24 protein-coding genes are annotated in these 17622 nt (G+C 64.4%); 10 read left to right on the top strand and 14 right to left on the bottom strand.

The features are described 5' to 3' along the window. The first annotated feature begins 38 nt into the window (after window positions 1-38). On the top strand, window positions 39-992 hold the full coding sequence (gene argC / locus QCE73_RS13595) for an N-acetyl-gamma-glutamyl-phosphate reductase (protein WP_309881620.1): 954 nt from the start codon (window positions 39-41) through the stop codon (window positions 990-992). A gap of 232 nt (window positions 993-1224) precedes the next feature. Here argC and QCE73_RS13600 read toward each other — a convergent pair whose 3' ends face one another. From QCE73_RS13600 to QCE73_RS13615, 4 genes are all read right to left on the bottom strand, one after another. Continuing rightward, complete coding sequence (locus tag QCE73_RS13600) at window positions 1225-1590, bottom strand: response regulator (RefSeq protein WP_035509408.1); 366 nt, start codon at window positions 1588-1590, stop codon at window positions 1225-1227. Window positions 1591-1597: 7 nt separating this feature from the next. Continuing rightward, a complete protein-coding gene (locus QCE73_RS13605; protein ID WP_309881621.1) occupies window positions 1598-2038 on the bottom strand; it encodes a hypothetical protein in 441 nt (146 codons plus the stop codon). 153 nt (window positions 2039-2191) lie between these two features. Next, window positions 2192-2821, bottom strand: coding sequence for a LysE family translocator (locus QCE73_RS13610; RefSeq protein WP_309881622.1), 630 nt, complete (start codon window positions 2819-2821; stop codon window positions 2192-2194). Window positions 2822-2917: 96 nt separating this feature from the next. Beyond that, window positions 2918-3862 carry an NAD(P)-dependent oxidoreductase gene (locus tag QCE73_RS13615; protein WP_309881624.1) on the bottom strand — a complete coding sequence of 315 codons (945 nt, stop codon included), beginning with the start codon at window positions 3860-3862 and terminating at the stop codon, window positions 2918-2920. 44 nt (window positions 3863-3906) lie between these two features. On the opposite strand from QCE73_RS13615, the gene QCE73_RS13620 reads away from it, so the two are divergent. Beyond that, window positions 3907-4662: a Mut7-C RNAse domain-containing protein gene (locus QCE73_RS13620; RefSeq protein WP_309881625.1), complete on the top strand. Its 756-nt coding sequence runs from the start codon at window positions 3907-3909 to the stop codon at window positions 4660-4662. A gap of 62 nt (window positions 4663-4724) precedes the next feature. Then, window positions 4725-4994, top strand: coding sequence for a hypothetical protein (locus QCE73_RS13625; protein WP_309881626.1), 270 nt, complete (start codon window positions 4725-4727; stop codon window positions 4992-4994). A 4-nt stretch (window positions 4995-4998) separates the two neighbouring features. Here the strand turns inward: QCE73_RS13625 and QCE73_RS13630 are convergent, their stop codons facing one another. The 5 genes from QCE73_RS13630 to QCE73_RS13650 form a co-directional block, all read right to left on the bottom strand. Further along, window positions 4999-5310 (bottom strand): cupin domain-containing protein, encoded by a 312-nt coding sequence (locus QCE73_RS13630; protein WP_035509420.1) that lies wholly within the window; start codon window positions 5308-5310, stop codon window positions 4999-5001. A 10-nt stretch (window positions 5311-5320) separates the two neighbouring features. Continuing rightward, window positions 5321-6610, bottom strand: a complete 1290-nt coding sequence (locus tag QCE73_RS13635) for an MFS transporter (protein ID WP_309881629.1) — start codon at window positions 6608-6610, stop codon at window positions 5321-5323. A gap of 199 nt (window positions 6611-6809) precedes the next feature. Then, entirely contained in the window at window positions 6810-7127 is a 318-nt protein-coding gene (locus tag QCE73_RS13640; protein WP_035509424.1) for a high-potential iron-sulfur protein, read from the bottom strand. 134 nt (window positions 7128-7261) lie between these two features. Then, the gene (locus QCE73_RS13645) at window positions 7262-8362 is read right to left on the bottom strand and encodes an NAD(P)/FAD-dependent oxidoreductase (protein WP_309881631.1); all 1101 of its coding nucleotides are present in this window, start codon (window positions 8360-8362) and stop codon (window positions 7262-7264) included. Between the two features lie 185 nt (window positions 8363-8547). Next, window positions 8548-9525 (bottom strand): AAA family ATPase, encoded by a 978-nt coding sequence (locus QCE73_RS13650; RefSeq protein ID WP_309881632.1) that lies wholly within the window; start codon window positions 9523-9525, stop codon window positions 8548-8550. Between the two features lie 326 nt (window positions 9526-9851). On the opposite strand from QCE73_RS13650, the gene QCE73_RS13655 reads away from it, so the two are divergent. Continuing rightward, window positions 9852-10373: a hypothetical protein gene (locus QCE73_RS13655; RefSeq protein ID WP_309881633.1), complete on the top strand. Its 522-nt coding sequence runs from the start codon at window positions 9852-9854 to the stop codon at window positions 10371-10373. A gap of 50 nt (window positions 10374-10423) precedes the next feature. Then, window positions 10424-11230 carry an endonuclease/exonuclease/phosphatase family protein gene (locus tag QCE73_RS13660; RefSeq protein ID WP_035509431.1) on the top strand — a complete coding sequence of 269 codons (807 nt, stop codon included), beginning with the start codon at window positions 10424-10426 and terminating at the stop codon, window positions 11228-11230. Between the two features lie 8 nt (window positions 11231-11238). Here QCE73_RS13660 and QCE73_RS13665 read toward each other — a convergent pair whose 3' ends face one another. Further along, the gene (locus QCE73_RS13665) at window positions 11239-11640 is read right to left on the bottom strand and encodes a response regulator (RefSeq protein ID WP_309881634.1); all 402 of its coding nucleotides are present in this window, start codon (window positions 11638-11640) and stop codon (window positions 11239-11241) included. Window positions 11641-11823: 183 nt separating this feature from the next. Here QCE73_RS13665 and QCE73_RS13670 point away from each other — a divergent pair, with 183 nt between their 5' ends. Beyond that, window positions 11824-12420: an alpha-ketoglutarate-dependent dioxygenase AlkB gene (locus QCE73_RS13670; protein ID WP_309881635.1), complete on the top strand. Its 597-nt coding sequence runs from the start codon at window positions 11824-11826 to the stop codon at window positions 12418-12420. Window positions 12421-12426: 6 nt separating this feature from the next. On the opposite strand, the gene QCE73_RS13675 is transcribed toward QCE73_RS13670, so the two are convergent. Beyond that, entirely contained in the window at window positions 12427-12825 is a 399-nt protein-coding gene (locus QCE73_RS13675; RefSeq protein ID WP_035509438.1) for a RidA family protein, read from the bottom strand. Between the two features lie 109 nt (window positions 12826-12934). Here QCE73_RS13675 and QCE73_RS13680 point away from each other — a divergent pair, with 109 nt between their 5' ends. Beyond that, window positions 12935-13429 carry an MgtC/SapB family protein gene (locus tag QCE73_RS13680; RefSeq protein WP_035509496.1) on the top strand — a complete coding sequence of 165 codons (495 nt, stop codon included), beginning with the start codon at window positions 12935-12937 and terminating at the stop codon, window positions 13427-13429. Here the strand turns inward: QCE73_RS13680 and QCE73_RS13685 are convergent. From QCE73_RS13685 to arsC, 3 genes are all read right to left on the bottom strand, one after another. Further along, entirely contained in the window at window positions 13426-14598 is a 1173-nt protein-coding gene (locus QCE73_RS13685; protein WP_309881637.1) for a GGDEF domain-containing protein, read from the bottom strand. The two genes, QCE73_RS13680 and QCE73_RS13685, sit on opposite strands and share 4 nt — an antisense overlap. A 223-nt stretch (window positions 14599-14821) precedes the next feature. Further along, window positions 14822-15103 (bottom strand): hypothetical protein, encoded by a 282-nt coding sequence (locus tag QCE73_RS13690; RefSeq protein ID WP_035509499.1) that lies wholly within the window; start codon window positions 15101-15103, stop codon window positions 14822-14824. A 125-nt stretch (window positions 15104-15228) separates the two neighbouring features. Beyond that, window positions 15229-15651, bottom strand: a complete 423-nt coding sequence (gene arsC, locus QCE73_RS13695) for an arsenate reductase (glutaredoxin) (protein ID WP_035509443.1) — start codon at window positions 15649-15651, stop codon at window positions 15229-15231. 464 nt (window positions 15652-16115) lie between these two features. Here arsC and QCE73_RS13700 point away from each other — a divergent pair, with 464 nt between their 5' ends. From QCE73_RS13700 to QCE73_RS13710, 3 genes are all read left to right on the top strand, one after another. Next, window positions 16116-16421: a hypothetical protein gene (locus tag QCE73_RS13700; protein ID WP_250482715.1), complete on the top strand. Its 306-nt coding sequence runs from the start codon at window positions 16116-16118 to the stop codon at window positions 16419-16421. A gap of 104 nt (window positions 16422-16525) precedes the next feature. Beyond that, complete coding sequence (locus tag QCE73_RS13705) at window positions 16526-16792, top strand: cupin (RefSeq protein ID WP_309881640.1); 267 nt, start codon at window positions 16526-16528, stop codon at window positions 16790-16792. A gap of 8 nt (window positions 16793-16800) precedes the next feature. Further along, on the top strand, window positions 16801-17616 hold the full coding sequence (locus tag QCE73_RS13710) for a DUF72 domain-containing protein (RefSeq protein ID WP_309881642.1): 816 nt from the start codon (window positions 16801-16803) through the stop codon (window positions 17614-17616). Window positions 17617-17622: the final 6 nt, after the last annotated feature.

Consider the following 17622-nt stretch of genomic DNA (forward strand, 5'->3'; position numbering starts at 1 on the left):
TTTTGCGGCGAGCGCCCGCACGAACCAGCGAGATCGAGATGACCACGAAAGTATTTGTCGACGGACAGGAAGGCACCACCGGCCTGAAGATTTTCGAATATCTGTCGCAGCGCCGTGACATCGAGGTGTTGCGTATCGAAGAAGCGAAGCGCAAGGACATCGAGGAGCGCCGCCGGCTCATCAACGCGTCGGACGTGACGTTCCTGTGCCTGCCGGATGTCGCGTCGCGCGAATCGGTCTCGCTCGTCGATAAGGACAACACGCGCACCGTGATGATCGACGCGAGCACCGCTTTCCGCACGCAGGACGACTGGGCGTACGGCCTGCCCGAGCTCACGCGCGCGCAGCGCGAGCGTCTGCGCACGTCGAAACGCATCGCCGTGCCGGGCTGCCACGCGTCGGCGTTCGTGCTGTCGGTGCAACCGCTCGTCGCGGGCGGCCTCGTTCCCGCCGACTTCGACGCGCATGCCTATTCGATCACCGGCTACAGCGGCGGCGGCAAGAAGATGATCGCGGAGTTCGAAGCGGGCGGCAACGAACGACTCATGAGTCCGCGTGCGTACGCGCTGGGTCTGACGCACAAGCATCTGCCGGAAATGTCGGTGCGCACGGGCCTCGCGCGCGCGCCGATCTTTACGCCGATCGTCGGCCCGTTCCTGAAAGGTCTCGCGGTGACGACGTATTTCTCGCCGGACCAGCTCTCGCGACGTGCGAAACCGCAGGACGTGCGCGACATGCTCGCCGAGTATTACAACAACGAGCCGTTCGTGCGCGTGATGCCGTTCGATGCCGAGAGCAATCTCGACGACGGTTTCTTCGATGTTCAAGCCTGCAACGACACGAATCGCGTCGATATCTTCGTGTTCGGCAACGACGAGCGCTTCGTGACGGTTGCGCGGCTGGACAATCTCGGCAAGGGCGCGTCGGGCGCGGCGATCCAGTGCATGAATCTGGCGATCGGCGCGGACGAAGAGACGGGTCTCGCCCGCTGATCAAGCAGCAGCAAACTAGCAAGGCCGATTCGCTCCACAGCGGATCGGCCTTTTTTGCGTCCGTCGGTGCAGCGCAACATTAAACCGTACGGACGAAAAAAAGCCCGCCAAAGCTGGCGGGCTGAATCCATATCAGTGGAGACATGGAGGAGACAGGAGTAAATATACCAATAATATTGGTGCGTCGCAACATCGCGTGTTGCAGCAGACCGACGCGCCTGATCGATACAAATCAGGGCTGCATCATCGACAGAATGAATTGCAGTTGATCGGCGGATATCGGTTTGACAAGGTGGACATCGAAACCGGCGTCGAGCGTCATTTCCCGATGCTGCGGCTGTCCCCAGCCCGTCAGCGCGACCAGCATTCTCGCGTGGCCGTTCGGCAATGCACGCAGCGCGCGCGCCGCCGCGAGGCCGTCGACGAGCGGCATGCCGAGATCGAGAATCACGACTTCCGGATCGAACTGCGCGGCGACTTCGACGGCTTGCGCGCCGTTCGCCGCGAGCGCCACTTCGTGGCCCATGCCGGTCAGCAGATTCGCGAGGCCGGAAAGCGCATCGTCGTCGTCATCGGCTATGAGGATGCGCTTGCTCACAATGGCCTCACCGGGAACCGTAGATTTCGAGTTTCAACTTGTTCGAACCCGCCTGCGCCGCCGTGATCTCGGTGCGCGCGCCGCGTGCGCCCAGATAGAAATGCTGGCGCGCGGGCGAATTCTGGTCGTGCGTCGCGTCGGGCAGACACGATGCGATGTCCGCCGCGACACCCTGCAGCGCGTCGGCGCTGGCGCCGCCGTGCGGCGTCCACGTGCATCGATAGTTCGTCTGCGATGCGGCGCACTTCGCGTCGTCGCCGTAAGGCAGCGCGACGGCGCGGCCATCGATCGCGGAAAGCGATGAAAAATTTGGCGCGGCAGCCACGATGCGCTTGAGCGCATCGCAGGGGCTCGGGGTGTCGTCGGCGTGCGCGGAGGTCGTCGCCAGTACGCCGAAACAGAGCGCGAGAAGCGCGGCGCAAGCGGGGCGTCGGACAGACAGATGCATGAGGCGCCTCCTTTTTAGGTGTTTTTCTGGGTTCGCCGCGAACCGGGACGAGCGCCACTATGCGCCCGCCCGCCGCGCAAGTCTGTTCGAAAGCGAATGAAGCACTGCAAACGAAAGCAAGCCGTGCACCCGTTCATACAGACGTTTGAATCGTCAATGGCGCACGAGCGCCATCATCGCGCCGAAGCCGACGAAGACGCCGCCCGTCAAACGGTTGAACGCCCGCGCGACGTTCGCGCTTTTCAGCTTGTCGCCGATGCGCGCGCCGAGACCCGCGTACACGGCGTACCAGCTCACTTCGATCACGGCGAAAGTCGAGACGAGCACGGCGAATTGCGGCAAGACCGGCCGGCTCGCGTCGATGAACTGCGGCAGCAGCGCCGCCGCGAAGAGGATCGCCTTCGGATTGCTGCTCGCGACGAGAAAGCCGTTGCGAAAGAGCGTGAAGCGTCGGGAAGAATGCGCGGCGCCGCTGTCATCGCGAACATCGACGGCGCTCGCTTTCGCGCGCCAGCTCTTCACGCCCAGCCAGACGAGATAGGCCGCGCCGATCAGACGCAGCGTATCGAAGAGACGCGGCCACGCTTCGAGAAACACGCCCAGGCCCGCCGCCGATACCGACAACATGATGACGAGCGCCGTGAGACAACCGGCCATGGTGGCCGTCGAACGCTTGAGGCCATGACGCGCGCCGTGCGTCATGACGAGCAGCATGTTGGGACCGGGAATCGCGGAAACGACAAAGACAGTGGCGACGAACAGCCACCAGAGATGCAGGCTCATTGCGGCGTGGCGGAGAAGAGAACGGGACTCGCATTATGCCGTCTGCCCGCGCCGATTCGGGCACAACGCCGCCTTCGCCACACCGCGTGAATGGAATCAGCCTCCGGCGCGACGGGCCGCGACCTGGCCGAGCACGGCGAAATCCTTCTCGCCGTCGCCGTGCGCGAGTGCATCGACGAGGTTGTCGCGTACGACGCTCGCCACGGGCAGCGGCACGTTCACGGCATCGCCGGCGGCGATCGCGAGACGCACGTCCTTCAGCCCGAGCCGCGCCTTGAAGAGCGCGGGCTCGTAACGGCGCTCCGCGATCATCTTCCCGTAGCCCTGATACACCGGACCCGGAAACAGCGAATTCGTGATGACGTCGAGCAGCGTCTGCGCTTCGATGCCGTGGCCGGTCACGAGCGCCGCGGCCTCGCCGAAGCTTTCGATCGCCGATGCGAGCATGAAATTCGCCGCGAGCTTGAGCACGTTCGCGTGCTGCGGTTCGCTGCCGACGCGCCAGGTTTTCTGGCCGATCGCATCGAGCACGGGCTGCACGCGATCGATCGCATCGCTCGCGCCCGCGGCGAGAATGTTGAGCTTGCCCGCCGCCGCGACGTCCGGCCGCCCGAGCACCGGCGCGGCGACATACGCGACGCCATGCTGCGCGTGCAGTTCGGCCAGCTCGACGGCCAGCGCCGCCGAAATCGTCGCCATGTTGACGTGCACGAGGCCCTTCGGCGCGTGCTTGAGCAGACCGCCATCGACGAGCACCGAGCGCAGCGCGTTGTCGTCGGCGAGCATGGAGAACGCGGCGTCGCCGGCGAACGCCTGCTCCGGCGTATCGACTACCGTCGCGCCCTGGTCCGCGAGCGCGCGTGTCTTGTCGCGCGAGCGATTCCAGACGCGCACCGTATGCCCCGCCTTGAGCGCGTTGCTCGCTATCGCGCCGCCCATTTCGCCCAGTCCAATGAATCCGATATCCATGCTCGCGTGCTCCTTTGCCGTGTTCGCCCGCCGCGCACGGGAAGCCGCGCGGCCCGAGCGCCAGTAGAGCATATCGACGCAAAGCGCGCAGAGGCGCGCAATGCGATACTGGCTGCATGGTCAAGGCGCGCTTTCACTTCCATGGCGAACTGAACGATTTCCTTGCTCGACCCTTGCGCGGGCACGCGTTCGCTTGCGCGTGCGCGAAGTCTTCGTCGACCAAGCACATGATCGAAGCGCTCGGCGTGCCGCACACGGAAGTCGATCTGATCGTAAGCAACGGCCGCCCGGTCGGGTTCGACGCGCAGATCGAGGCGGACGATGTCATCGAGGTCTATCCCGCGCATCACGCACCCGCGGATACGGCGAACGGCGCGCCGCTGCTCCGGCCACCGCTGCGCGCGGCGGACCTGCGCTTCATCGCCGATGCGCACCTGGGCGGGCTCGCGCAACTATTGCGGCTGGCGGGCTTCGACACCCGTTACGACAACAACTTCCCCGACGATGAAATCGAGCAGCTTGCGCACGACGAATCGCGCATCGTGCTCACGCGCGATCGTGAATTGCTCAAGCGCCGCAACGTGTTGCGCGGCTGCTATGTGCGCGCGCTTCAGGCCGACGAACAGTTCCGCGAAGTCTCGGAGCGCCTCGATCTCGTGCGGCACGTGCGGGCGTTCCGGCTCTGCCTGATGTGCAATGCGCCATTGCGACCGGCCATGCCCGGCGAAATCGATGGCCGCGTGCCCGACGGCGTGCGCGAGCGGCATACGCGCTTCGCCACCTGCGACGTGTGTCGTCGCGTGTTCTGGGAAGGCTCGCACTGGCGGCGCATGCGTGCGCGAATCGACGCGCTGGCGGAAACGGGCCGCTAGCGCGGTCGTCGCGTTCCGTACAATACGGCCCCTGACCTCAATCCTCGCCCCTGGAGCATCGCGTGAACAAATTTCAACTGGAACAGACCAAGGCATTCAAACTGGCCAACGATCTGAAGCAAGGCGGCCGCGCACGCGCGGGCGGCGCGGACGCGCAAAAAGCCGATCGCCGTGAACAGCGCAAGCTCGATCAGGCGAAGGGCCTCGTGCCGTTCGCATGCAAGCTCGATGAAAAGCTCGCGAAGCAACTGAAGGAGCGCGCCGAAGCGCATGAAGGCGGGATGACGGAAGTGCTGGCGGAGTTGCTGGTGAAGGCGGGTCTGGAGCGCTAAGGCCTCACACGCTCCCTTCCTTCTCGATCACCAGAATGCGCGCTTCGCCGACGGGTTCGGCGAAATGCTCATCGCCGGCTTGCGCGTGAAAGATGTCGCCCGCGCGCAGCGTCAGAACGCGCTCGCCTTCGCCGCCGCGCACGTGCATCCGCACTTCGCCCTGCATCACGGCGAACACTTCCTCACCGTCGTTCACGTGCCATTTGTACGGCTTGTCCGTCCAGTGCAGACGGCATGACGTGCCGTTCATCACGCAGATATCGAGCGCGCCCCATGCGCGGTCGGCCGTGAACTTGCCACTTTCGATGACTTTCATTCGATGTCGCCTAGCGGGTGAAATCGCGCGCTTCATCGACGTCCGCGTGACGCGTCGCCGGAATGCACGCCACCGCGATCAACGAGAGCACGATCCCGCCCATCACGTAAAAGGTGGGCGCGAGTTGCGATCCCGTGACGCGAATGAGCCACGTCACGATGAACTGCCCGAAGCCGCCGAAGATCATGACCGCGATGTTGTACGCGAGTGAGAGCCCCGTCGAGCGCACGTGCGCCGGAAACAGCTCGGCGATGAGCGCGCCGAACGGCCCATAGTAGCCCGAGAGCGCGATCGACAGCACCGCCTGCACGATGACGAGCCGCATCACGCTCGGCTCCGCCGCGAGCCACGCGAAGAGCGGATAGATCACGACGAGCGTGATCGCGAGCGACCACAGCGAAAGCCCTTTGCGTCCGATGCGATCCGACCACGCGCCCGCGACCGGCGAAAGCACCGTCAAGAGCAGATTGCCGACGATCAACGCCGTGAACGACTGCCCGAACGGCAGCTTCAGTTGCTTGACGGCGAAGGTCGGCAGATAGGCGATCAGCACATACACGGTCACCGTCAGCGCGATCACCGAGCCGAGCCCGCACAACACTTCGCGGCCATGCGTGCTGAACACTTCGCCGAGCGTGGCGCGGCGCGCGGTCTTCTTCGCGTGCAGGAACGCTTCGGTATCGGCCATGTTCCGGCGGATATACAAACCGATCGGCCCGATCACCAGACCGAAGATGAACGGCACGCGCCATCCCCAGGCATCGAGCGCTTCGGGCGAAAGACCGCGCGAGATCGCCGCGCCGACGATCGCGCCGAGCAGCAGCGATGCGGCCTGGCTCGCCATCTGGAAACTGCCGTAGAAGCCGCGCTTCGAGAACGGCGCCGCTTCGATCAGCAGCGCGGTCGAACTGCCGAACTCGCCGCCCGCGGAGAATCCCTGCAACAGCCGCGCGAACACGATGACGATAGGCGCGCCGATGCCGATCGCGGAATACGTCGGCGCTATCGCGAGCAGCAGGATGCCCAGCGTCATGAGTCCGATCACGAGCGTCAGCGCCGCCTTGCGCCCCGCGCGATCGGCATAGAGACCGAGAACGATGCCGCCGACCGGCCGCATCACGAACGCGACGCCGAAGGTCGCGGTGGTCAGAAGAATCGACGCGTATTCGCTGTCGCCCGGAAAGAACAAGCGGGCGATGACGACCGTCATGAAACCGAACACGGTGAAGTCGTACCACTCCAGCGCGTTGCCGATGACCGCCGCCGTCACGGCGCGCGCGTTCAGTCGTCTTCCTGGCATGCGTTCCCCTGTATGTGCATCGATCGGCGTTAGGCCTGTCCGCGCTCTGTTCGCGTCGTTCTAAAGATGCGCACGCGCGGCTCTTTTTGCCTTGGCGAGTGTAAAGACGGTTTTTATCCCGATCAAGCGAATTGCGAACGAAGAAAAGCGCGCCGGGCCTTTCGGCCGGGCGCGCTTTTCGTGTGATGTCCTTTTGCGCTTATGCCTTCTTCACATACGCGCTGCACCAGCCCTTCGATGCGACCTGCTTGTTGCTGAACATCGGGCACGGCGCGAAGGCGTCCGTCGGCTTGCCCTGATAGAACTGACAGTTGCCGCAGTCCTGCCCGGCGGCGTACTTCGCGAACTTGGCCTTGTCGACCTTGCTCGCGTCTTCCTTGTAGCCGAGCGCCTGCGCGGTGGGATCGCTCTCGGCGACTTTCGGCGCATCGGCGGCGAAGGCTGCCCGGGAGCCGAGCGCGAACGTCGAGGCGACGCCCGCGCTGGTGATGAGAAACGCGCGACGTGATGTCTTCATGGTGACTCGCTCCATGTTGTATTGGGGGAATAGCGCCGTTCTTGGGCGACGGCGAAATCCGAGCATAACAACCTGCGAGCGAGGCGACGACGCCAAATGTTAGAGATAAGAGACGGCGGAAAGTCGCATGTAAGCTAGCGCGCCATGTCCGCGACGCGCTCGGCGATCGCGAGCGATGCGGTCAATCCCGGCGATTCGATGCCGAACAGGTTCACGAGCCCCGGCACGCCGTGCGCCGACTTGCCCTGAATCACGAAATCCGCCGCGGCCTGACCAGGACCGGAGAGCTTCGGCCGGATGCCCGCGTAGGCAGGCTGCAATGCATCGTCGGGCAGACCCGGCCAGTACGCGCGAATCGCGGCGTAGAAGGAATCGGCGCGGCGCGGATTGACATCGTAATTGAGCGCCTGCACCCATTCGACGTCCGGGCCGAACTTCGCCTGCCCGCCGAGATCGATCGTGAGATGCACGCCGAGCCCCGCTTCGTTGGGCATCGGATAGATAAGCCGCTCGAACGGCGCGCGTCCGCTCACGCTGAAGTAATTGCCCTTGGCGAAGTAGAGCGGCGGCACGTGGCGGTCGTCGAGGCCGCGAATGCTGCGCGCGATCGCGTTCGCATGCAGTCCCGCGCTGTTGATCAGATACGACGCCCGGAAACGCGCGGGCGCCTCGCCGCCCGTCTCGACGATGAAGCAGCCCTCGCGCGCATCGATGGAAGCGACCGGCGTATGGAACACGATGTTCGCGCCGTGGTTCTCCGCCTGCCCCTGTAGCGCGAGCATGTACTGATGACTGTCGACAATACCTGTGAGCGGCGACCACACCGCCTCGACGCATTGCAGTTGCGGTTCCATCTCCGCCGCCTGCGCCCCGCTGATGCGCTCGAGTCCCTTGACGCGATTCTCGATGCCCTTCTGCTGCAGCGCCGCCAGTTGCGGCACCTGATTGCGCGCGGTGGCGACGAGCAGCTTGCCGCATTGCCGGTGCGGCACGCCGTGCTCGCGGCAGAACTCGTAGAGCATGTCGCGCCCGCGCAGGCACAACTCGGCCTTCTGCGATCCGCGCGGATAGTAGATGCCAGCGTGAATCACCTCGCTGTTGCGCGAACTCGTACCGATGCCGATGCCTTCGCCCGATTCCAGCACGATGACTTCGCGTCCGCGCATCGCCAGGGCGCGAGCGATCGCCAGTCCGACGACGCCCGCTCCGATTACTACGCACTCGATCCGATCCATGTCTTTTTTCCGCCGCAGATATACCCAACTATTTTACGTTCGGGACTATTGCGGGATACACAACAAACGCACATCGATCCCACCGTTTTCCGGTGTAATTCAGAAAAAGGCAAGAATCTGGCCGCCAGATGTCAAAAATGACAGGTTTTGGCGGCCTTTTTGGCAAATCCGCGTCCGAAGGTTTTTCAAAAACCGATCGCTTTCTTGCGCGAATTGCGGTCGAGCTGGATGTCGCGCGCCTCGATGTGGTGCCTTTGGTCGATGCGCGCGTTGCCGAACGCGTTGAGAATCGCGCGCCGGATGCCGCGCGGCGACGCCTGCGCGAGCGCGTCGAGCGGCGCATCGCCGAGCGTTTCGGGGAAGCGCGCGCCCCACGCGTGGGCATTGCGGATTTCGGCGTAAATCGACTGCGCGATGCGTCGCGCGCCGTCGCGATCCGGCGGCGGAATCTCGTAGACGTTCATGCGGTTCATGAGCGGCTCGGGAATCGCGCGCGCGTCGTTGGCCGTGGCGATCCACACGACATTGCCCGCGTTGATCGGCACTTCGGCGAATTCATCGATGAAAGTCTGCGCCGTGTCGTGTTCGAGCAGCGCGTAGAGCGCGCCGAGCGGATCGTATTGCGCATCGCCGGTGGCCTTGTCGATTTCATCGACGGTGATCACGGGATTCGCATAGCTGCCGTTGACGAGCGCGTCGAAGACCTTGCCGGGCTTGGCGTTGCGCCACTGCGACGACGCGCCCGACAGAATCCAGCCCGCCGTGAGCGAGCTCATCGCCACGTAATGACAGGACGTGCCGAGCAGCCGCGCGAGCTGCTTCGCGAAATGCGTCTTGCCGATGCCCGGCTCGCCGAGCAGCAGCATCGGCATGAGTTCGAGGCGATCCTCGGTTTCGAGGCACAGCGCGATCTGCTTGCGGATATCGGCGAGCGGCTCCTCGAAATTCGGCAGATCGGCGGCGAGATCGTCGACGGACGGCATGCGGTTCGGCTTCACGCAAAAGCGCAGATTGCCCACCTTGAGCATCTTTTCGTAGGTAGCGCGCAAGGCGTCGCTCGCGCCTTCGGACAGATCGTTGAGCGCGGATTCCACATCGTCGAGACTGTAGACCTTGCTGAACGACGCCACCGCCAGTTCCTGTTTGACCACGGCTGTCGTCATGTCACACCCCGTCATTTTTTATGGTCGACGAGTCCAGTGTATCGACGCCAAAACCGCGTGCAAGCGAGCAGTCGCACACGTGTGCTGCTAATCCGCACGCCCGTTTTCTCCGATAAAGCCACGATCGGCGCGCGCTAGTATCATCGTCGGGATCGAGACGCGAGCGGGTTCGAAATCTGCTCTGCCCTCAAACGTGTATTTCAGCGGGCGGCTGAACCCGGCCCGCACCGCCGTGTCACAAGGAAGTCGCCGAGGATCGCCGATCCGGCGGGCGCTTTTCGAAGCGCGCCGCCATCCGAACAGTCCGCGCGCAGGAGTCGCTTTCAATGCATAAAACGATACGCACCGCCCTCTTGAATACCGCGCTCGTGACGGGCGCGTGGTTCGCCACGCTCGGCGCGTATGCGCAAACCACCGCGTCGCAGCCGGTAACGTGGGAATTGCAGGTCGTGCGCGACGGCCAGCAGATCGACTCGTTTTCCGGCACGACGAACGTCGGCCAGGCGCGCACGGATACGCATCACAACAAGGTGCAGAACCGCGTCGGCTGTGCGGATCAGCCCGCGGGCGATATCGACCTGCAACGCACGATCACCGTTTCGCCGACGCACGCCAGCGCCGACGACGTCACGCTCGCCATCGACGCGCAGGAAACCTTGCAGGAGGACAGCACGCGCGTGACGTCGTCCGGCTGCAAGCTGCCGCCGGTGCCGCGTCAGGTGAGCGGGTCGCATCCGGGCCTCGTGCTCAAGCCGGGCGAATGGGGGCAATGGCAGATCATCGACAGCAACCCGTCGCTCGCCTATCGGGTGCGCGCGAGCCTGGGTTCATCGACGGCGGCGCAATGACAACCGCGGTGACATAGCCTTCAAAGGCCGCCGCTCAAGACAAAGAACGCATGCGAAACCCAGAACATCTTCCGCCAGGTCCGTCCGCTCGTTCGGCCACGCCGGATTTCACGGCGGTGAGCTGGAATCTGCACAAGGGACGATCGCCCCTCGGCCTGCGCGCGTGGACCGCCATGCAGCGGTGGGTTCAGACCACCAACGCTGACGTCTATTTCCTCCAGGAAGCAATGGCGCGGCGCATGCCGCAGCCCATGCTCGCAAGCGGCTTCGGCAAGCCGCTCAATGCGCCGCTCGACGATGTCTGGCATTGCCAGGCGACCGAGATCGCCACCGCGCTCGAATTGCAGATCGCGCTCGGCCCGAACGTGTTCAAGCCATCGTGGCGGCACGGCAACGCGATTCTTTCGCCGCATCCGCTCGATCTATCCGGGCGCTGGGACATCTCGGCGCACCGTTTCGAAAAGCGCGGGTTGCTGGTCGCGCGCGCGACCTTCGCCGGTCAGTCGATCACGCTGCTGTGCGCGCATCTCGCGCTGACGCGTCAGGCGCGGCTGCGTCAGATGAACTGGATCGCGCACTGGATCGCGAAGGAAGCGCCGGAAGGTCCGCTCGTGCTCGCGGGCGATTTCAACGACTGGCGCAACGACTCCGTGCCGCTCTTCGGCGAACTCGGCATGCACGAAGTCGCGACGATGCTCGGCGAATCGGGCCGCACGTTTCCGGCGTTTTCGCCCGCGCTCGCGCTCGACAAGATGTTCGTGCGCGGCCTGAAGCCGGTCGAATGGCTCATCCCGACGCAGGATACGGCGTGGCTTTCGGATCACCTGCCGTATATGGCGCGTCTGCGCGTGGAATAGAAAAGCGCTTACGCTCGCGGCCGGGCGAGCAGCGCTTCCAGATCGGTGACGTCGACAGGCTTCGTCAGATGATGATCGAAGCCCGCGTCGAGCGCGCTCTGACGGTCTGCTTCGCTGCCCCAGCCGGTCAACGCGAGCAGCAACACACTTCTTGTCGCCTCGCGCTTTCTCATTTCGCGCGCGACATCGAAGCCACTCATTCCCGGCAAGCCGATATCGAGCACGACCACATCGGGTTTGAAATCGTCGATCGATGCGAGCGCGCGCGGGCCGTCATGCTCGGTGCGCACTTCGTGGCCGAGCGCTTCGAGCAGCATCGACATGGCAAGCGCCGCGTCGTCGCTATCGTCGACGAGCAGAATGCGGCGGCCCGGCGCCGCGCCGCCGCTTGCTTCGGCGGTGATATTCATGTGATTCCCCGTGAGTCGTCGCCGCGCGAAAACCGGTGTTCCGACCCTCGCCCGACTTTTTTGAGATGGTTTCGGGAAATGTAGCACAGCGTGTTTCCATGCCGGAAAATGAACCCGCAATCACGGTGCGCGACTGCTCTGCTATCGTGATTGCTTCATCCGCTGCCGTCCCGCAACACAGCCATGTTCGATCTCTTCGACGACATTCCCAAGCCCGACATCGTGTGGCATCCGGACTGGATCGATGCCGACGACGGCTCCGATCTGATGGGCGCGCTGAGCGCGGAAGTCGGCTGGCAGCAGGACACGATGACGACGCCCGGCGGCCGCGTGCCGCTGCCGCGCCTGACCGCGTGGCAAGGCGAGCCGGACGCGGTCTATGTCTATTCGGGCATCCGCAACGTGCCGCAGCCGTGGACCGCCGCAGTCGCGCTTTTGCGCGAGCGCGCCGAAACCGCGTGCGATGCGCGCTTCAACAGCGTGCTGCTGAACCGCTATCGCGGCGGGCTCGACAGCATGGGCTGGCATGCCGACAAGGAACGCGAACTCGGCCCGGAACCGGTGATCGCATCGGTGAGTCTGGGCGCGACACGCACTTTCGAATTCCGTCACGCGCGCACGCACGCCACGCATACGCTCGCGCTCACGCACGGCAGCCTGCTCGTGATGCGCGGACGCACGCAGCAAGGATGGGTGCATCGCGTGCCGAAGGAGCCGGGCGCGCGCGGCGAACGCATCAATCTCACCTTCCGCTGGGTCGATGCGTCGAAGCGCAAGTGAAGCCGCCTACGGACGTTTGGCGACGAAATCGATCTCGACGAGCGCATCGCGCGCAAGCCCCGTCACGCCGATGCACGTGCGCGCCGGCAGCGGCTTCGGCAGAAAGTACGAGCGATACACCGCGTTCATCGCGTCGTAGTCGCGCTTGAATTCGGTCAGGAAGATGCGCACGCTGACCACGTTGTCGAGCGTCAGTCCCACGCCGTTCAGCACGAGAACCAGGTTGTCCATCACGCGACGCGTCTGCGCCGCGACGCCTTCGGGCAGCGGCGCGGCGTCGTCGTTCGGATCGGTCGGCATCTGGCCGGTGAGGAACACCCAGCCGTCCGCTTCCGCCGCGTGCGAGAAAGGGCCGACGGGCGTCGGCGCGGCATCGACCATCGTGAATTTGGGCAGTTGGCTCACTTCGTCTCCTCGTTTTTGCTCTCGTATCGTCCACGTTAGCGCGCCAAAATTGCGCGCGTGTTTCCGCGCGTGCGAAGATGATGCGGCTTACGGTTACCTTCTCGCACCGATGCTTCCTTACCCGCTTCTCGCCGACGCCGTATTGCGCATGCTCGCCGCGATGCTGATCGGCTGCATCGTCGGCATCGACCGCGATCTGCACGGCAAGCCGACCGGCATGAAGACGCTCGGGCTCGTGTCGCTCGGCGCGTGCATCGCGACGATGTGCGCGCAAGGTTTCTCGATGACGCCCTCCGACGATACGGGCGTCTCCCGCGCCGTGCAGGGCATCGTGACGGGCGTCGGCTTTCTCGGCGCGGGCGTGATCCTGCAGAATCCGCGCGAGAACCGCGTGCGCGGGCTGACCACGGCGGCGTCGATCTGGGTGACGGCGGCCGTCGGCATCGTCTGCGGGCTGGGCGTGTGGAGCGTCGCGTTCATCGCGATGATCCTGATGATCGCGCTGCTGACGATCGGGCGTGTCGTCGAGAAGCGCCTTCTGCGACGCTGGATGAGCAAGCCGGAAGACGAGCGCCAGAAGTACGGCGATATCGAAGAGGTTTAAGCGAGCGCGCCCGCGATGGGCGCCTTCACGCGATTGCGGCCCGCGACCTTCGCGGCATAGAGCAGGCTGTCGGCGCGCGCCATCAGCGACGCGAGCGGCTCGCGCCCGTCCCACATCGCAATGCCCGCGCTGAAGGTGTAATGCAGCACGCCGCCGGGCACATCGCACGGCGTTGCTTCCACCGTCTTGCGCAGACGCTCGACGAGCGCGGTGACATCCTCGATACGCTCCGCCGTGCAGAACAGGCAAAACTCCTCGCCGCCGATGCGCCCGAACGCATCGTCATCGCGAATGCGCGCCCGCACGATCGACGCGAAATGGCGCAACACTTCGTCGCCCGCCGCGTGACCGTAGCGGTCGTTGACGCTCTTGAAATGATCGACATCGACGACCGCGACACACTCGCGGCCACGTTTCTGTCCGCCGCGCGCGAGCCGCTCGGCCGCCGTGGCCAGGAAGGCTTTTCTCGACAGCGCGCCGGTGAGATCGTCGAAGCGCGCGAGCCGTTCGAGCCGCTGCGCGAGCCGGTCGTGCGCCATCATCACGAGACCGATGCACAGCGACGGCAACACGAGAATGCCGAGCGCGAGAAACGTGATCTGCATCGGCCCGGGCTGCAACAGCGCGTCCTGCGCGGGCGGCTTCACGGCGTAGATCGCGCCGCGCACCGTGTGGCCGAGCGCGCCGAGCGCGGCCGCGCCGACGACGAACAGATAGTTGTAGCGCGGCCGCTCTTTCGGGCGCGCCAGCAGCACGCGGCCGGCGATCGCGAGACAGCAGGCGGCATGAAACGCCGACACGATCACCACGCGCACGTGCACATCCGGCACGACATAGGTGAAGTACGCGATGCCCGCCATCACGCCGAGCCACATGATCCAGCCGGTCCAGCGCTGGACGTGACGCATGCGCACATCGAAGAAATCGTTGCAGCCTTCGTAGATGAGCAGGATGGTCGCGGCGAGCAACTGGTTCGCCACGACGATGCCGAGCCACGCGGGCGCGACATTCTGCGCGGCGAAGAGCACGAGCGAAACGATGGCGAGCGCATTCGCGAGAAGCCAGCGCCGCACGCCCGCGATCGCATGCGAAAGCAGCGAAATCAGCACCAGTATCGAGAGGATGCTCGATAGCGCGGTGACGACGAGGATGCTGACGGGACTGAACATCGCTGAAAGTGGACGGATATCGCTCGTGCTGAAGGAAGGCTTTGTTTCGCGCAAAGGGATTCGCGGCGAAAGAAGCACGAGTATCCGATATCGCCCACGTGTTTACGGCACGAACGGGCGCAGCTTGAACGCTCCGGCGTGCGGCATGCGGTCGCGCATCGAACGCAAAAACGCGGCGCAGCCTTTCGGCCCGCCGCGTTCGATTACGCGAGTTTCCCGCGTCTTACCATCCGTGACGATCGCGCCAGCGCTCCTCGCGACGCATCTCGTGATGCCAGCGGCGCTCGCGCCATTCGTGACGGCGCCATTCGCGCTCGCGCCAGTCATCGCGACGGTAGCCGTAACCATCGCCATATCCGTAATAGCCGACCGGCACCGCGGGCTGCGCGTACACCGGCACGCCGACGCCCACCGCGACATCGACATGCGCATTCGCCGATGCCGACATTGCAAGTGCCACGATCCCCGCCAGCCCGATAACCGTTCCAAGAAGTTTCTTCTTCATGTCGCTTTCTCCTTGCACCGAGTGCTCTGTGAGTCAGTGCAGTCTAAAAAGCGATGCCGGATACAGGTGCAACGGGTTTGCCAGAAAGGTAACGTCAGGTAACGGTCAGCCAGAGCGAATGTGCTTTACCGCACGCGCTTGCCGGATGCATCGATGACGACTTCGCCGTCCTCTTTCGTGAACGGTCCTTTCTGCGCCTCGGGCAGGATGTCGAGCACGAGCTCCGACGGACGGCACAGCCGCGCGCCCTTCGGCGTTTCGACGAACGGCCGGTTGATGAGGATCGGATGCGCGAGCATCGCGTCGATGAGCTGATCGTCGGTGAGGCTCGGATCGTCGAGGCCGAGTTCGGCATACGGCGTGCCCTTCTCGCGCAACGCTTCGCGCACGGAAAGCCCCGCGCGCGCGATCAGCGCGACGAGCGCATCGCGGCTCGGCGGATGCGTCAGATATTCGATCACCGTCGGCTCGATTCCCGCGTTGCGTATCAGTTCGAGCGTGTTGCGCGAGGTTCCACACTTCGGATTGTGGTAGATGGTGACGGTCATTGTCGCGATGTCCCTGCGTTCGTGAGTGAGCGTGATGCACGCCTCGCATTCTAGAACCGAAGCCGCGATGACGCGACCGACAGCCTCATGTCACGCGCGCGACCGTGTCGGGGATGCAAGATCAATTGTGCTGTTCATTCGGACATCCACGGCCTATAACGAAGTGTGCAGCGCGGCATGCGTCTTCTGCGGACCTGCGGGTCCCCTTTCGCCGGCAAGCGCACCGGCGCTCCGTCTGCATCGCATCGGCGAGATGCCGTGCGTGAATCGCACATCAAAAAGTTCGGGAACCGGCCAAGGCACACGCAGCCACGCCGTGAACCGGCGCCGATGACCGTTCGGCCGGCGCGCCACGCATGGCGCATGCAGGACACGTGGCACGTTCCGTGCGGTCCAACGTTCCGAATCAGCGAAAAGCGTTACGCGTCAATCACGCGAGCGCGCCTTCCGATCAAGGAGTCGACATGAAATCTCGTATCGCCATGGCGGTGCTCGCCGCCTCGTTACTCGCCACTGCCGGCATCGCTTCGGCCCAGCAGACCTACTATCGCACAGCACAGGTCCCGGGACAGGCCACCGCCGATACCTGGACCGATCCCGGCGCGCCTCAGCAAAGCGCGATGCAACAGGACCAATCGACCGACATGTCCTACGGCGGCGCGCCGATGACGCGCGGCGCGGCGGGCGCAACGACGATGGGCACGATGGACAGCGCAGCGTCCAAACCCTGCACGCGCGGGCCGCAGTGCAACATCTTCTTCGGCAACTGAGCGCGCAACGAAGCCAGTTCAACTGCGTTAGCATGAGTGCATGACCCGGCGCGTCCGTTCGAAACGAGCGGGCGCGCATTCCCTTTTTCGACGGAACGGCCATCATGCACCGCGACGAATTTCTCGCACTTCTTTCCAGCGAAGGCTTTCGCGAAGTCGTCACCGTGACGCGCGAGCCGAACGGTTCGATGGATGTCCACGCGCATCCGTTCGAAGCCAAGGCGCTGATTCTCGAAGGCGATCTCATCATCCGCATCGGCGCCGCCGCGAACACGTATCGCCCGGGCGACATCTTTCATCTCGCGACGAACATCGAGCACTCGGAGCAGTACGGCCCCGAGGGCGTCCGCTATATCGTCGGCCGCAAATAAGCGCATTCATGGCTACATCGAAGAGCAAGACCGCGCGTATCCGCGTGGGCATCGGCGGATGGACGTTCGAGCCGTGGCGCGGCACGTTCTATCCCGAAGGCCTCGTGCAAAAGCGCGAACTCGAACACGCGAGCCGCGCGCTCACGAGCATCGAAGTGAACGGCACGTTCTATGGGGCGCAGAAGCCCGCGACGTTCATCAAGTGGCGCGACGAAACACCCGACGATTTCGTGTTTTCGCTCAAGGCGCCGCGCTACGCGACGAATCGCCGTGTGCTCGCCGAAGCAGGCGATACGATCGAGCGTTTCTTCGGCAGCGGCGTGCTCGAACTGAAGGACAAGCTCGGCCCGATCAACTGGCAATTCGCGGCGACCAAGAAGTTCGATCCCGACGATTTCGAGCGCTTTCTGGAACTGCTGCCCGCGAAAGCCGAGGGGCGCGCGATTCGTCACGCGATCGAAGTCCGGCACGAGAGCTTCTGCGATCCGGCGTTCGTCGCGCTCGCGCGAAAGTATCGCGTCGCGGTGGTGATCGCGGGGGATTCGAAGTATCCGCAGATCGCGGATGTGACCGCGCCTTTCGTCTATGCGCGCATCATGGGCACGACGGAAAAGCAGGCGAAGGGCTATGCGAAAGCGGCGCTCGATCGATGGACCGAGCGCGCGAAAACGTGGGCCGCAGGCGGCTCGCCGGACGACTTGCAGACCTTCGGCAAGGCGGCGCCGAAAGCGGCGTCGCGCGATGTGTTTCTCTACGTCATCAGCGGCTTCAAGGAGCGCAATCCCGCCGCGGCGATCGCGCTCATCGATCGGTTGAAGAAATAGAAGCGC

This window comes from Caballeronia sp. LZ029, assembly GCF_031451275.1.
GTDB classification, from domain to species: domain Bacteria; phylum Pseudomonadota; class Gammaproteobacteria; order Burkholderiales; family Burkholderiaceae; genus Caballeronia; species Caballeronia jiangsuensis.

Coding starts and splice junctions, on each gene's coding strand:
- argC (WP_309881620.1), top strand. CDS start 39: ATGACCACGAAAGTATTTGTCGACGGACAGGAAGGCACCACCGGCCTG.
- QCE73_RS13605 (WP_309881621.1), bottom strand. CDS start 2,038: ATGCATCTGTCTGTCCGACGCCCCGCTTGCGCCGCGCTTCTCGCGCTC.
- QCE73_RS13610 (WP_309881622.1), bottom strand. CDS start 2,821: ATGAGCCTGCATCTCTGGTGGCTGTTCGTCGCCACTGTCTTTGTCGTT.
- QCE73_RS13615 (WP_309881624.1), bottom strand. CDS start 3,862: ATGCTCTACTGGCGCTCGGGCCGCGCGGCTTCCCGTGCGCGGCGGGCG.
- QCE73_RS13620 (WP_309881625.1), top strand. CDS start 3,907: ATGGTCAAGGCGCGCTTTCACTTCCATGGCGAACTGAACGATTTCCTT.
- QCE73_RS13630 (WP_035509420.1), bottom strand. CDS start 5,310: ATGAAAGTCATCGAAAGTGGCAAGTTCACGGCCGACCGCGCATGGGGC.
- QCE73_RS13635 (WP_309881629.1), bottom strand. CDS start 6,610: ATGCCAGGAAGACGACTGAACGCGCGCGCCGTGACGGCGGCGGTCATC.
- QCE73_RS13640 (WP_035509424.1), bottom strand. CDS start 7,127: ATGAAGACATCACGTCGCGCGTTTCTCATCACCAGCGCGGGCGTCGCC.
- QCE73_RS13645 (WP_309881631.1), bottom strand. CDS start 8,362: ATGGATCGGATCGAGTGCGTAGTAATCGGAGCGGGCGTCGTCGGACTG.
- QCE73_RS13650 (WP_309881632.1), bottom strand. CDS start 9,525: ATGACGACAGCCGTGGTCAAACAGGAACTGGCGGTGGCGTCGTTCAGC.
- QCE73_RS13655 (WP_309881633.1), top strand. CDS start 9,852: ATGCATAAAACGATACGCACCGCCCTCTTGAATACCGCGCTCGTGACG.
- QCE73_RS13660 (WP_035509431.1), top strand. CDS start 10,424: ATGCGAAACCCAGAACATCTTCCGCCAGGTCCGTCCGCTCGTTCGGCC.
- QCE73_RS13665 (WP_309881634.1), bottom strand. CDS start 11,640: ATGAATATCACCGCCGAAGCAAGCGGCGGCGCGGCGCCGGGCCGCCGC.
- QCE73_RS13670 (WP_309881635.1), top strand. CDS start 11,824: ATGTTCGATCTCTTCGACGACATTCCCAAGCCCGACATCGTGTGGCAT.
- QCE73_RS13680 (WP_035509496.1), top strand. CDS start 12,935: ATGCTTCCTTACCCGCTTCTCGCCGACGCCGTATTGCGCATGCTCGCC.
- QCE73_RS13685 (WP_309881637.1), bottom strand. CDS start 14,598: ATGTTCAGTCCCGTCAGCATCCTCGTCGTCACCGCGCTATCGAGCATC.
- QCE73_RS13690 (WP_035509499.1), bottom strand. CDS start 15,103: ATGAAGAAGAAACTTCTTGGAACGGTTATCGGGCTGGCGGGGATCGTG.
- arsC (WP_035509443.1), bottom strand. CDS start 15,651: ATGACCGTCACCATCTACCACAATCCGAAGTGTGGAACCTCGCGCAAC.
- QCE73_RS13700 (WP_250482715.1), top strand. CDS start 16,116: ATGAAATCTCGTATCGCCATGGCGGTGCTCGCCGCCTCGTTACTCGCC.
- QCE73_RS13705 (WP_309881640.1), top strand. CDS start 16,526: ATGCACCGCGACGAATTTCTCGCACTTCTTTCCAGCGAAGGCTTTCGC.
- QCE73_RS13710 (WP_309881642.1), top strand. CDS start 16,801: ATGGCTACATCGAAGAGCAAGACCGCGCGTATCCGCGTGGGCATCGGC.